Below are 12,768 nucleotides of genomic sequence, written 5' to 3'. Positions count from 1 at the left end.
CCGCGCCATGTACAGCAAGATCCTGTTGCCGGTGGACCTCAACGAGGAGAGCTCCTGGAAGAAGGCGCTGCCCACGGCACTGGCACTGTGTCGCAGCTTCGGCGCTTCGCTGCACGTAGTGACGGTGCTGCCGGACTACCGCATGCCGCTGGTGGGCTCCTACTTCCCGGAGGGCTTCGCCGAGAAAGCTCACGAGGCGTTGTCGGAGGCGCAACACAAGTTCATCGAGGAGCATGTGCCGGATGACATCAAGGCGCAGAGCGTGATCGTCGATGGCTCGCCCTGGGAGGCGATCATCAAGGCGGCGAAGAAGCTCGATGTCGACCTGATCGTCATGGCGTCCCACAGCAAGCGCAAGTTCGCCGATTACTTGCTCGGCCCCAATGCCGAGCATGTGGTGCATCACACCAGGATCTCGGTGATGATCGTCAGGTAGACGCTGATGCCTGACGGGGGCGCCTCGCTGCGTTGGCCAGCGAGACGGCAGGAATAACCGCGGTCAACTACATTGAAGCTGTACCAATGGAGACGGACGGTGGCATCAGGGCGCATGCCGATGTCGCCATACCAGGCCCGGCCTCGACGGGCTGTACTCGGCGGAAGCTGTTTTGGCGGGATACTGTTCTGGCGGAATACAGGGGTGAACCATGAATGCGGCACCAACAAAAGCGCACGACAAGGCTGCAGCGCCCAGGGTCAAGATCACCATCAACCCGGTGGGCATGGACAGGCCGCGGGCCTGGCTGGCGGCGGGATTCGAGGATTTCCGCCGGGCCACGGCCGTCAGCCTGGCCTACGGGATGTTCTGGGTGGGGCTGAGTATCGCCATCACCGCCGGTGCCATCACCCTCGACCTCTGGCACTGGCTACTACCGCTGGTGGCCGGCTTCATGTTCCTGGGGCCACTGGTGGCCGTGGGGTCCTACGGCATCAGCCGGGCCCTGGAGGCCAGTCGCGCACCGCACCTGGGTGACGCCTTCGGTGCCTGGCGTCCCCACGCCAGTCAGCTGGCGATGATGGGCGTGATGATGATGATCTTCTTCCTCGCCTGGATCCGTCTGGCAACCCTGCTGTTCGCCCTCTTCTTCGGCTTCGAGGTGCCCAGTCCGGCAACCCTCTACGCCTCGCTGCTGACCACCCCGGAAGGGTTGGGCATGATCGCGGTGGGCACCGTGATCGGTGGCATCCTGGCCTTCGGGGCCTTCTCCATCAGCGTGGTGGCGATTCCGACCCTGATGGACCAGGACCTGACCTTCATGGAGGGGATCGAGGCCAGCGTGCGTTCGGTGGCACGCAACTTCCGCCCCATGCTGCTGTGGGCCGTCATTCTCACCGGTTGCGTGCTGGTCGGGGTGATGACCTTCTACATCGGCCTGGCCCTGATTCTGCCGGTGCTCGGGCACGCCAGCTGGCATGCCTATGAGGACCTGGTGCGTATCGAGCCGGTGGAGGGCGCCGAGAAACTGTCCGGCTAACGGGCCATGAGCAACCTCGGGGGGCGTTCGCGCTCCCTGTCGGGCAGGGCTATGCTGGGGGCGTTCATCGCCCCCTTCGTTCTGGGCCGTCGGATGCCACCATGCTACAGCCGCGTTTCAACCCGCTTTCCGTTCTCCGTTTCTCCGGCCTGCTGGCGCTCTGCCTGCTGGCTGTGCCGGCGCTTGCCGAGCGCGTCAAGGCGCCACCGGCACCGGCCAGTCATCCCATCGCGCATCGGATCGATGGCTGCATGGAGGAGGGCGACTGGCTGCCCGAGTCGATGCTGGCCTGCGCCGAAGCCGCCGAGCCGCAGTGGCAGGACGAGGTCGAGCGTCTCACGGCGCGCCTGGCCAGTGTGCTCGGCGGCGAGGCGCGGGAGGCGCTGGAAGCGAGTGATCTGGCCTGGCAGGCCAGCCGCGACGCCGATCTGGCGTTCATCGAGGCTTACCACGCCCAGTTCGAGGAGGCCGAGCTGGGCGACCCCGAGCTCATCCCGCTGGCGCGTCAGTTGCATCGCAATGCCGTGTTCGAGGTACGGGTCGATCGTCTGCAGCGTCTTCTGGACGGCCTGGAGGCGGTCCACGAGACGGCGCCCGGGGACGATGAGCCCTCGTCCTGAGCGCCTGCATATCGCGTACGGCCCCTGACCTTTGCCCGCGAATCGCGTAGTCTTGGCGGCATCCATTAGCTCTTACAGGATCGATTTCATGCGCCAGAGAGCCACGTCGCGTGTTCTGCTCGGTTTGATCGTTGCCGTCCTGCTGGCCTCCGTATCGGCCGAAGCTTCCGCGTTGCCGCCGCCCACCGGAGAGATCATCCTGACCGTCAGCGGCGACATCGACCACCCCAATGTGGGAGACGAGGCCCGCTTCGACCGCGACATGCTCATGACCCTCTCACCGATGGTGATAGAGACGCACACGCCCTGGCACAGTGGGCCGGGACGCTACGAAGGGCCGCTGTTCAGGGCCGTGCTGGCTGCCGTCGGCGCCAATGGCGATCGCGTGCGGGTACGGGCGTTGAACGACTACGAAGCCGAGATTCCCGTCGCCGACCTGCATGACTATGACGTCATCCTGGCCATGACGCGCAACGGCGAGGAGATGGCGATCCGCGACTTCGGGCCGCTGTTCGTGCTCTACCCCTTCGATGATCATCCCGAACTGCTCACCGAGACGATCCGTTTCCGCTCGGTCTGGCAGGTGGAGCGCCTGCATGTGCCCTGAGCCCCGGGTGGGCTGATCCCCGGATGCTGTCATCGATGCTCTACCCCCTGCGCCTGAAGCTGGGTGCCATGGCGGCGCTGCTGTTCTTTGCCGCTGCCCTGGTAGTGGTCGGACTGGTCTCCTGGCGACAGGACAGCCTGGCCCAGAGCGTGGGCGGCGATACCACCTGGCATGCCTACAAGCTCGACCGCGACACGGTGCAACTGCGCAACTACCTGGGGCAGAGGGACCGCAACCTCGAGGAGCTGAGGCTGCGCTTCGAGCTGCTCTACAGCCGTCTCACCCTGCTGCGGGGAGGCGATATCACCGAGCTGATCGATACCATCCCCGTGGCCATCGGGCTGATGGACGAGATCGAGGAGCGGATCGAGGCGCTGGATGCCAGTATCGAACGGCTGGAGAGCCTGGACAGCGACGTCCGGCTCACCCTGGACCGGCAGCTCGAGGCCCTGGGGGTGAGCACCGAGCGGCTGATCATCGCCCTCAACGGCCACCTGGCCGACACGAGCACCCGTGAGCGTGAGCAGCTGCAGACGCTCTACGCGCTACTGCTGGTGTTGATCCTGGCCATGAGCGTGGCGGCGCTGCTGGTGGTGGTCTTCCTGTTCCGCGAGGCCCGTGACAATGCTGCCGCCCGGCGTACCCTCGAGGCGCTCAGTCGTGAACTCGAGGTCACGGCGCGCAGCGCCGAATCGGCCAGCCAGGCCAAGTCGGAATTCCTCGCCACGGTCAGCCACGAGATCCGGACGCCGCTCAACGGGGTGATCGGGATGAGTGACCTGCTCCTCGACCAGCCGCTGGAGGGGCGCGCCCGCCATTACGCCGACACCATCCACGACAGTGCCGGCCTGCTGCTGGAACTGATCAATGACCTGCTCGATTTCTCGAAGATCGAGGCCGGTCGCCTGGAGCTGGAGTCGCGCCCGCTGGAGCTCGCCGAGCTGGCCGACGGAGCCATGGCGCTGTTCACCCACCGTGCCGAGGCCCGCGGCGTGCAACTGGTCAGCCGCCTGGATCCCGAGCTGCCGGCCCGGGTGGTCAGCGATCCCGGCCGCCTGCGCCAGGTACTGCTGAACCTGCTCTCCAATGCCATCAAGTTCACCACCGAGGGCGAGATCCGCCTCGAAGTGTCGGCCGGCGGGACGGACCGGATCCGCTTCGAGGTGATCGATTCCGGCTGTGGAATCGAGCCCGCCCAGCTGTCCCGGCTGTTCGAGCCCTTCCAGCAGGGCGAGGCCTCCACCGCGCGTCGCTTCGGCGGCACCGGCCTCGGCCTGGCGATCTGCCGCCGCCTGGTGGAGGCCATGGGCGGGCAGATCGGCGTGGAGAGCGAGCCCGGCCTGGGCAGCCGCTTCTGGTTCACGCTGCCGCTGGTGGCGGCTCCGCTCGAGCCCCTGCTGACGGCAGGCGAGGAGCCGGCGCCGCGCCCGGTGCATCTCGACGAAGCGAGCCTGCTGGTGGTCGAGGACAACCCTGTCAACCAGCAGGTGGCGGTGGCGATGCTGGAGCGCCTCGGTTGCAAGGTGAGCCTCGTGGAGCGCGGCAGCGATGCCCTGGAGCGGGTGACCCGGGAGCGTTTCGACCTGATCTTCATGGACGTTCAGATGCCCGACCTGGATGGCCTGGAAGTGACCCGTCGCCTGCGCCAGCGCGACGGCTGGTCGGCCGAAGTGCCGATCGTGGCGATGACCGCCGGAGGCCCCGGTGGCGAGCAGGCCCGCTGCCTGGCGGCCGGCATGAGCGGCTATCTGACCAAGCCGCTGTTCCAGGATGCCCTGGTGGCGACCCTGCATCGCCACCTGAAGCATGTCGGCACGCTGCCCGTCAGGCCGAAAGGGCCGGTCGCCGCCGATCAGCCGCTGGACCCGGCCGCGCTGGCGGCCCTCCAGGAGAGCCTCGGGGACGCGAGCCTGGCAGCGCTGATCGCGCTCTACCGCCGCCAGGCCACCGACCGCCTGGCGGAGCTGGAGCGGGCCGTGGCGGAGGAGGACGCGGAGCGCGTCAGGGGACTGGCTCACCAGCTCAAGGGAGAGTCCTCGAGCCTGGGAGCGGTGAAGGTGGCCGGTCTGGCCCTGCGTCTGGAACACATTGGCAGGGATGGACGACTGGCGGAAGCCGCCGCCGTCCTGGGGGCCCTGCGCGGCTGCCTGACGACCACCTGTTCGGACCTGGAGGCCTGGTCACCGACCCGTTAAGGGGGCAGGCGCGCGAGGCGTGCGTTCCGGCAGTCGCCACCTCAGGGTACGGGCGATCACCTGCTGGCCCGGGCGGTACTCGCCCCGGGCTGCGGCCAGGGCACTGACCAGGGCCGCGGCGGCGATGCGCTCGTGATCCTGTACCGCCGAGTTGACCGGCAGCGGCAGGAAGTCGAGCAGGCGATTGTCGCCGAAGGTGGCCAGGCGCAGTGCCTGGGGCAGGCCTCCATCCTCCAGCAGCACATCGAAGACCCCGTCGAGCAGGGTGTAGGACGCGATGACCAGCGCATCGGGCAGGCCATGGCGGTCGAGCAGTTCGCGCATCAGGCGCGCGCCCTCGGTACGGTCGTAGCGCTCGGCCGCGGCGCTGATCACCTCGGCATGGCTGCCGGCCAGCGCCTGCTGGAAGCCGGCGCGACGCTCCTGGCTGATCGACAGGTGCGGCACGGCATCGAGCCAGGCGATGCGTTTCACGTCATCGTCGAGCACCGAGCGGGTCAGCCGTTCGGCGGCCTCCCGGTCGTTGCTGACCACGCTGGCGAAGTGCCGCGGATCGAAGCCGCGGTCCATCGCCACCACCGGCAGGCCATCGGCCATCAGCTCGCGATAGAAGGGATCCTCCATCGGCAGGCAGCTGGCGGTGATCAGCACCTCGCAACGCTGGGCACGCAGCGCCAGGGCCAGCTCCCGCTCCCTCTCGGGCTGATCGTCGGAGCCGACGATCAGCAGCTGATAGCCCCGCTCCCGGGCGCCGCGCTCCAGGCGCTTGGCCAGTCGCGCATAGCTGACGTTCTCCAGATCCGGAATGATCAGCCCCAGGATCCGGCTGGAGCCGCGGCGCAGCGCGGCGGCCTGGGCGTCGACCCGGTAGCGGTGCTCGCGCACCACCGCCATCACCCGGTCGACGGTCTCCTGGCTGATACGCCGTTCCTGGGCCTTGCCGTTGATCACATAACTGGCCGTGGTGCGCGAGACCCCGGCCAGGCGGGCTACTTCAGCGAGTGTCATGGGAACCTCTGTCGGGAATGGGGACATTCTATGCCAAGTCGGGACCTGGTGCCCCCTGCCAAAGTCGTAGAAAAGGGGGCTTGCCAAACAGATCGAATCGAGCCAGCATTTACATCATTGTAGGTGACACGATTCAGCCGGCAAGATTTCCGGAGCTGAGCGACAGGCGATCACCGCCGCGTCACCCGAGCGTACAGGAGATCCCCATGTTGACCCTACGCCAGGAAGACATCCTGCTCGATTGCCGGGCCGATGACTGGCGTGCGGCACTGAACAGTGCCGCCGACGCCCTGCACCAGGCCGGCCTGGTCGCGCCCGGCTACCGTGATGGCCTGCTCGACCGCGAGGCCCAGTCCTCGACCTTCCTGGGCAACGCCATCGCCATTCCCCACGGCACGCCCGAGAGCCGCGAGCACGTGCGCCGCACTGGTGTTCGGGTGCTGCAGTTTCCGGCCGGTGTGGAGTGGCACGACGGCAACCGCGTCCATGTCCTGGTGACCATCGCCGCCCAGAGCGACGAGCACCTGGATATCCTGCGCCAGCTGACCCATGTGCTGGACCGCGAGGGGGTGGCCGAACGGTTGGCCGCCGCCGACTCCTGCGGCGAGATCGCCGGGCTGCTGTCGAAGGCGGTGGTCGAGGCGCGCCTCGATGCCGACACCCTCTGCCTGGGCTTTCCCGCCCGTGACCGCCAGGAACTGGCGCTGGCCGGCGCCGCCCGTCTGCGACAGGCCGGCTGCGTGGGCAGCGACTTCGTCGCCGCCGTGGCCGAACGCGCGCCGCGGGACCTCGGCCAGGGGCTGTGGCTGGTCAGCAGCGATCGTGGTGTCGCGGCGCCGGCACTGTCGCTGGCCACGCCCGAGTCGCTCCTGAAGCAGGACGACGAGGCGGTGGCCGGGGTCTTCTGCCTGGCCACCCGGGAAGATACCCATCGTGGCCTGCTGGAGCGCATCCTCGCCCTGCTGGAGAATGGCGCGGCGAACGAGTTGCGCGAGGCCGATGCCGCCACCGTGCTGGCGCGGCTCGCCGGGGAGTCCGCCGTGGCCACCACCCGGCAGGCCCGGGTACTCAACGCCCACGGCCTGCACGCCCGCCCGGCCAAGCAGCTGGTGCAGGTGGCGCGCGCCCAGGGGCTGACGATCCGCGTGCGCCTGGCCGAGGGGGGCGGCGAGGCGGTCTCGGCGACCAGCCTGACCAAGGTGATCAATCTCGGCGCCCGGCGCGGGCAGCCGCTGGTGTTCTCCGCCGAGGGGGAGGGCGCCGACCGGGCGCTGGAGGCGGTCTGCAACGCCGTGGCCGAGGGCCTCGGCGAACAGGTGCTGCCCTTCGACGAGAGTCGCGAGCGGATCGAGCCGCGCGAGGAGGACACCCCGCCGCCGGAGCCGCTGCCCGCCGATGAACCCCACGCGGCGGTGGCCGCCTCGCCGGGCCTGGCCATCGCCCCGGTCTTCGTGCTGCGCACGCCACGCTTCGACTATCCCGAGCGGGCCTCGGATCCCGGTGTCGAGCTGCGTCGCCTCGAACAGGCGATCCGCGAAGGGGCCGAGCAGCTCGAGGCCCTGGTCCAGCAGGCCCGCGGTGGCGAGGTGGCGCAGATCCTCTCCATGCACGAGGAGATGCTCAACGACCCCGAGCTCCTGCAGGCCGCCCGCGAGAGCATCGAAGAGGGTGGCTCCGCCGAGGCCGCCTGGTGGAACGCCATCGAGACCTCCGCCCACGCCCAGGAGATGCTCGCCGACCGTCTGCTGGCCGAGCGCGCCGCCGACCTGCGTGACGTCGGCCGGCGGGTGCTGGGCATCCTCTGTCGGGTCGAGCTGCCCGAGCCGCCCGATCACCCCTATATTCTGGTCATGGACGACATCGGTCCCTCCGATGTGGCGCGTCTCGACACCAGCCGGGTGCGCGGCCTGCTCACCGCCCGGGGGGGCGCCACCGCGCACAGCGCCATCCTCGCCCGGGCACTCGGCATTCCCGCCGTGGTCGGCGCCGGCAAGCGGGTGCTGACCCTGGAGAACGGCGTGGAGCTGATCCTCGACGGCGAGCGCGGGCGGGTCACCCCGGCACCCTCCGCCGAGCGCCGCCAGGCCGCCGAGCAGCGCCTGGCCGAGCGAGAGCGCCGCGAGGCCGAAGCCTGGGAAGCACGCCACCAGGAGGCATACACCCGCGATGGCCACCGGGTCGAGGTCGCCGCCAACCTGGGCAACACCACCCATGCCGCGGATGCCGTGGAACGCGGCGCCGAGGGCATCGGCCTGCTGCGCACCGAGTTCCTGTTCATGGCCCATGCCCAGGTGCCGGATCTCGACACCCAGATCGGCGAGTACCGCGAGGCCCTGGATGCCCTGGACGGCCGCCCGCTGGTGGCCCGTACCCTGGACGTGGGCGGCGACAAGCCGCTGCCCTACTGGCCGGTGCCCCACGAGGACAATCCCTTCCTCGGCCTGCGCGGCATCCGCCTGGCGCTGACCCGCCCCGAGGTGCTCGAGACCCAGCTGCGCGCCCTGCTGATGGCGGCAGTGGGCAGGCCGCTGCGCATCATGCTGCCGATGGTCAAGGACCTCGCCGAGTTCCGTCAGGCCAAGGCGATCCACGACCGTCTGCTGGCCGAGATCCCCGAGACCGAGCGCACCACCGATGTGCAGCTCGGGGTGATGATCGAGGTGCCTTCGGCGGCGCTGCTGGCGCCGAGCCTGGCCGCCGAGGTGGACTTCTTCTCGGTGGGCACCAACGACCTGACCCAGTACACCCTGGCGATCGACCGCGACCATCCCGAGCTCTCTGCCCAGGCCGACGGCTTGCATCCGGCGGTACTCAGGCTGATCGAGATGACCGTCGCGGCCGCCCATGCCCAAGGCAAGTGGGTGGGTGTGTGTGGCGAGCTGGCCAGTGACGCCATCGCCGTGCCGGTGCTGGTGGGGCTCGGCGTCGACGAGCTCTCGGTCAGCGCCCGCCAGGTGCCGCTGGTCAAGGCGCGGCTGCGCGAGTTCGACCTGGCCGACGCCCGGGCCCAGGCCGAGCTGGCCCTGGCCCAGGCCACCAGCGAGGCGGTACGCGACGCCCTGGAGGTGCGCTGATGGCCAGGATCCTGACCCTGACCCTCAACCCCGCCCTGGACCTGTCGGTGAGCCTGGAGCGGCTGGTGCCCGGAGAGGTCAATCGCACCCGCGAGAGCCACCTGACGGCGGCCGGCAAGGGGGTCAACGTGGCCCGGGTGCTGGTCGGCCTCGGCCACGAGGTCACCGTCTCGGGGTTCCTCGGGGCCGACAACGACGGCCCTTTCCTGCGCGCCTTCGAGGCCATGGGGGTGGAAGACGCCTTCATCCGGGTGCCCGGCGAGACCCGCATCAATGCCAAGGTCGCCGAGGCCGATGGCCGGGTCACCGACATCAACGGCCCCGGTGCGGCCATCGGTGCCGAGGCCTGGCAGCGGTTGCTCGACTGGCTCGACGGTTGCGCGGAAGATCCCGTGCGCCGGCCCCAGGCGGTGGTGATCGCCGGCAGCCTGCCGCCGGGGGGGGCCCCCGCGGGCCTCGCCGACCTGATCGGCCGCCTGCGCTCGGTCGACCTGCCGGTGTGGGTCGATACCAGCGGCGAGGCGTTGATGGCCGCCATCGGGGCTCGACCCACCGCGGTCAAGCCCAACGAGCACGAACTCGCCAGCTGGGCCGGTATGCCCCTGGCGACGCCGGATGCCCGGCTCCGGGCGGCGCTCCGGCTCTATGCCGAAGGGGTCGAGGAGGCGCTGATCTCCGCCGGCCCCGAGGGCGTGCTCTGGGTCAGCCGGCGCGGCGCCTGGCAGGCGCTGCCGCCGCGGCTCGACGTGGCCAGCACCGTGGGTGCCGGCGATACCCTGGTCGCCGCCATGCTGCACGGGGTGCTTTCGGGGCACCCGCCCGACCAGGCCCTGCGGCTGGCCACGGCACTCTCCGCCGAAGCCGTTCGCCATGTGGGCGTGGGAGACCCCCGTGCCCCTGATTTTCCTCAACTCCAACAACAGACCCGCGTTCGCCGTCTCAACGATGTCGATGCAGGGGGAGCACTCGTATGAATACCATCATCATCACCGCCTGCCCCAGCGGCATGGCCACCACCTTCCTCGCCGCCCGCCGCCTCGAACAGGCCGCCGAGCGACTCGGCTGGCAGACCCACGTGGAGATGCACGGTGAGCTCGAGCCGCTCACGCCGGTCACTGCCGAGGCCATCGCCGACGCCGACCTGGTGGTGGTGGCCGCCGACCATGTGCCTGCGCCCCAGCGCTTTGCCGGCAAGCGGCTCTATCGCGCGGCCATCGACCAGGCGTTGCCCGACCCGCGCGCCTTCCTCGAGCGGGCCAGCCGCGAGGCCTCCGAGTTCCAGCCGCCCGCCGAGGACGAGGCCGCCGCACCGCAGGCCGCCTCGGGCGGCCGACGGATCGTCGCCGTGACCGCCTGCCCGACGGGGGTGGCGCATACCTTTATGGCCGCGGAAGCCCTGAGCGAAGCCGGCAAGGCCTTGGGTCATGCGATCCGCGTGGAGACCCAGGGCTCGGTAGGTGCCCAGGACCAGTTGACCGAAGAGGAGATCGCGGAAGCCGACGTGGTGGTCCTGGCCTGCGACATCGAGGTGGATCCCACCCGCTTCGCCGGCAAGCGCATCTACCGCACCTCCACCGGCAACGCCCTGAAGAAGGCCAAGCCGACCATCGAGGCGGCCCTCGAGCAGGCCGAGGTGGAAAGCGCCGGCACCGCCTCCTCCGGCAAGGGCGAGGCCCAGAAGAGCGTCAAGGAAAAGGGAGTCTACAAGCACCTGCTCACCGGGGTCTCCTTCATGCTGCCCATGGTGGTGGCCGGCGGCCTGTTGATCGCGCTCTCCTTCGTGTTCGGCATCGAGGCCTTCAAGGAAGAGGGCACGCTGGCCGCGGCGCTGATGCAGATCGGCGGCGGCACCGCCTTCACCCTGATGATCCCGGTGCTGGCCGGTTACATCGCCTACTCCATCGCCGACCGCCCCGGCATCGCCCCGGGCATGATCGGCGGCATGCTGGCGGCCAATATCGGCGCCGGTTTCATCGGCGGTATCCTGGCCGGCTTCCTGGCTGGCTACGTGGCCAAGGCGGTGGCCCAGCGCGTCAAGCTGCCGTCCAGCGTCGAGTCGCTCAAGCCGATCCTGATCATTCCTCTGGTGGCGAGCCTGGTGACCGGCCTGGTGATGATCTACATCGTCGGCGAGCCGGTGGCGGGAATCCTCTCGGCGCTGACCGCCTTCCTCGAGAACATGGGCTCCGCCAACGCCGTGCTGCTGGGCATCCTGCTCGGCTCCATGATGTGCTTCGACCTGGGCGGGCCGGTCAACAAGGCCGCCTACACCTTCGGCGTGGGCCTGCTGGCCTCCGAGACCTACGCGCCCATGGCGGCGATCATGGCCGCCGGCATGGTCCCGGCCATCGGCATGGGCATCGCCAGCTTCGTCGCCAAGTCGAAGTTCTCCGAGCCCGAGCGTGAGGCGGGCAAGGCATCCTTCGTCCTCGGCCTGTGCTTCATCAGCGAGGGCGCCATTCCCTTCGCCGCCAAGGATCCGCTGCGGGTGATCCCGGCCTGCATCGCCGGCGGCGCGATCACCGGTGCCCTCTCCATGCTGGTCGGCGCCAAGCTGATGGCGCCCCACGGCGGCATCTTCGTGCTGCTGATCCCCAACGCCATCACCCCGGTGCTGCTCTACCTGGCGGCCATCGTGATCGGCTCCCTGGTTACCGGCCTGGGCTACGCGGCGATCAAGCGTGGTGAGCAGGCGGTGGCCATCCAGGCCAGCCAGGCCAACGCCTGACCGCCTGGCGGTGCAACGAGACGCCCCCGGGTCGCCAGGATCCGGGGGCGTTCTGCGTTCGATGCCCGTGAATCGCCATGATGCGGCGGCAGCGGCGACTGGACCATCATGGTGCTCGAGCAGCGGGTGCGTACGTCGTGATCAGGCCCAGGCGGAGGCAGCGTAGGCGGAGTCCTGGGCCTCTTCCAGCAGACGGCACTCGTTGCGCTTCTGTTCGACGAAGCGCTCGAGCAGGGCCTCGAGTTCCGGCGTGTGGCAGAACTTCACCAGCAGCTCGCTGAACTGGCGCGAGTGGTGGGCGGCGGCCAGGGCATAGCCCAGGGCCTGGCAGGCCATGGCGTCGTTGGCGATGAAGAGATGGAGACGGTGGGCTTCCGGCAACCGAAAGCGGCGGGGACGGGCGACCGGCAGGCAGTGGCGCAGTTGCAGGTGGTCGGCCAGGACCTCCAGCGCGGCGAGTCGCTGCTCGCATTCGACGCCGATGGCGGCCATCAGCCGGCTGACCCGGGGGCGCGTGGGCAGAAAGCTCAGCGCGAGGCCGCGATAGCGCTGCATCTCGCGGTGCTCGTGGTCGTGGGCGAGGCGAAGTTGTTCATCTGTCGGGCAGGCGTGGGTGGTGTCGTTTGAAGTGAGCGGTGGCACGGGTTTCTCTCCTTTTGTCACTCGGGCCTCTTCCGGGCTCCGTCAGCACAGGGTAGGCCCCCCGGGCCGTCCCTGCCCTTGATACCTGTCAACTTCACCGTCATGTCGCCCAAAGTACCAGAGGGGTTCATGCTCGCCGGAATGGCGACGCTCGCCCGGTGGGGCGAGTCGCCGGGGCGCGCGACCCTTGCCCGGGCACCAAGGGACGAGCCCGATTCCTTCCAAAGTACCGGGTCGCCGGGGCGGCGAGGATGCTTAACTGTACCTGGCAGTTGCCAACGACAAACCGCCCATCAGAGGAGCATTCCCATGTGGACCAAGCCTAGCTATACCGACCTGCGTCTCGGCTTCGAGGTCACCCTCTATATCGCCAACCGCTGAAGGCCACGACCCGGCCCGGCGCTGTGGAACAGCGCCGG

General features: G+C 69.3%; 11 protein-coding genes. 9 read left to right on the top strand and 2 right to left on the bottom strand.

What is annotated here, in order from left to right:
* The first annotated feature begins 7 nt into the window (after window positions 1–7).
* The 5 genes from MKP05_RS04995 (at window position 8) to MKP05_RS04975 (ending at window position 4,897) form a co-directional block, all read left to right on the top strand.
* Entirely contained in the window at window positions 8–436 is a 429-nt protein-coding gene (locus MKP05_RS04995) for a universal stress protein (protein ID WP_240567305.1), read from the top strand.
* A 211-nt stretch (window positions 437–647) separates the two neighbouring features.
* Window positions 648–1,475 carry a DUF2189 domain-containing protein gene (locus tag MKP05_RS04990; RefSeq protein WP_240567304.1) on the top strand — a complete coding sequence of 276 codons (828 nt, stop codon included), beginning with the start codon at window positions 648–650 and terminating at the stop codon, window positions 1,473–1,475.
* A gap of 101 nt (window positions 1,476–1,576) precedes the next feature.
* Window positions 1,577–2,095, top strand: a complete 519-nt coding sequence (locus MKP05_RS04985) for a lysozyme inhibitor LprI family protein (protein ID WP_240567303.1) — start codon at window positions 1,577–1,579, stop codon at window positions 2,093–2,095.
* Between the two features lie 88 nt (window positions 2,096–2,183).
* Window positions 2,184–2,702 (top strand): putative pterin-binding protein, encoded by a 519-nt coding sequence (locus MKP05_RS04980; protein ID WP_240567302.1) that lies wholly within the window; start codon window positions 2,184–2,186, stop codon window positions 2,700–2,702.
* Between the two features lie 35 nt (window positions 2,703–2,737).
* Window positions 2,738–4,897 (top strand): ATP-binding protein, encoded by a 2,160-nt coding sequence (locus MKP05_RS04975; RefSeq protein ID WP_240567301.1) that lies wholly within the window; start codon window positions 2,738–2,740, stop codon window positions 4,895–4,897.
* Here MKP05_RS04975 and cra read toward each other — a convergent pair.
* Window positions 4,883–5,905 (bottom strand): catabolite repressor/activator, encoded by a 1,023-nt coding sequence (gene cra / locus MKP05_RS04970; protein WP_240567300.1) that lies wholly within the window; start codon window positions 5,903–5,905, stop codon window positions 4,883–4,885. The genes MKP05_RS04975 and cra overlap by 15 nt on opposite strands.
* Window positions 5,906–6,111: 206 nt before the next feature.
* Here cra and ptsP point away from each other — a divergent pair, with 206 nt between their 5' ends.
* From ptsP to MKP05_RS04955, 3 genes are read left to right on the top strand one after another with little or no spacing between them, the layout of a single operon-like run.
* Window positions 6,112–8,979, top strand: a complete 2,868-nt coding sequence (gene ptsP, locus MKP05_RS04965; protein ID WP_240567299.1) for a phosphoenolpyruvate--protein phosphotransferase — start codon at window positions 6,112–6,114, stop codon at window positions 8,977–8,979.
* Entirely contained in the window at window positions 8,979–9,953 is a 975-nt protein-coding gene (pfkB, locus tag MKP05_RS04960) for a 1-phosphofructokinase (protein ID WP_240567298.1), read from the top strand. Before ptsP ends, pfkB begins: the two co-directional genes overlap by 1 nt.
* Window positions 9,950–11,707, top strand: coding sequence for a PTS fructose-like transporter subunit IIB (locus MKP05_RS04955; protein ID WP_240567297.1), 1,758 nt, complete (start codon window positions 9,950–9,952; stop codon window positions 11,705–11,707). The genes pfkB and MKP05_RS04955 overlap by 4 nt, the downstream gene beginning before the upstream one ends.
* Before the next feature lie 141 nt (window positions 11,708–11,848).
* Here MKP05_RS04955 and MKP05_RS04950 read toward each other — a convergent pair whose 3' ends face one another.
* Entirely contained in the window at window positions 11,849–12,349 is a 501-nt protein-coding gene (locus tag MKP05_RS04950) for a hypothetical protein (protein ID WP_146218651.1), read from the bottom strand.
* A gap of 309 nt (window positions 12,350–12,658) precedes the next feature.
* Here MKP05_RS04950 and pqqA point away from each other — a divergent pair, with 309 nt between their 5' ends.
* Entirely contained in the window at window positions 12,659–12,730 is a 72-nt protein-coding gene (pqqA, locus tag MKP05_RS04945) for a pyrroloquinoline quinone precursor peptide PqqA (protein ID WP_102629406.1), read from the top strand.
* Window positions 12,731–12,768: the final 38 nt, after the last annotated feature.

It is taken from the genome of Halomonas flagellata (assembly GCF_022487945.1).
Taxonomy (GTDB): Bacteria; Pseudomonadota; Gammaproteobacteria; order Pseudomonadales; family Halomonadaceae; genus Halomonas; species Halomonas flagellata.
The sequence above is the reverse complement of the archived record's forward strand: the minus strand, read 5'-3'. Positions and strand labels throughout refer to the sequence as shown.

Excerpts from the sequence above, each read along its gene's own strand:
- MKP05_RS04995 (WP_240567305.1), top strand. The coding sequence starts at position 8 with ATGTACAGCAAGATCCTGTTGCCGGTGGACCTCAACGAGGAGAGCTCC.
- pfkB (WP_240567298.1), top strand. The coding sequence starts at position 8,979 with ATGGCCAGGATCCTGACCCTGACCCTCAACCCCGCCCTGGACCTGTCG.
- cra (WP_240567300.1), bottom strand. The coding sequence starts at position 5,905 with ATGACACTCGCTGAAGTAGCCCGCCTGGCCGGGGTCTCGCGCACCACG.
- MKP05_RS04955 (WP_240567297.1), top strand. The coding sequence starts at position 9,950 with ATGAATACCATCATCATCACCGCCTGCCCCAGCGGCATGGCCACCACC.
- ptsP (WP_240567299.1), top strand. The coding sequence starts at position 6,112 with ATGTTGACCCTACGCCAGGAAGACATCCTGCTCGATTGCCGGGCCGAT.
- MKP05_RS04985 (WP_240567303.1), top strand. The coding sequence starts at position 1,577 with ATGCTACAGCCGCGTTTCAACCCGCTTTCCGTTCTCCGTTTCTCCGGC.
- MKP05_RS04975 (WP_240567301.1), top strand. The coding sequence starts at position 2,738 with ATGCTCTACCCCCTGCGCCTGAAGCTGGGTGCCATGGCGGCGCTGCTG.
- MKP05_RS04980 (WP_240567302.1), top strand. The coding sequence starts at position 2,184 with ATGCGCCAGAGAGCCACGTCGCGTGTTCTGCTCGGTTTGATCGTTGCC.
- MKP05_RS04990 (WP_240567304.1), top strand. The coding sequence starts at position 648 with ATGAATGCGGCACCAACAAAAGCGCACGACAAGGCTGCAGCGCCCAGG.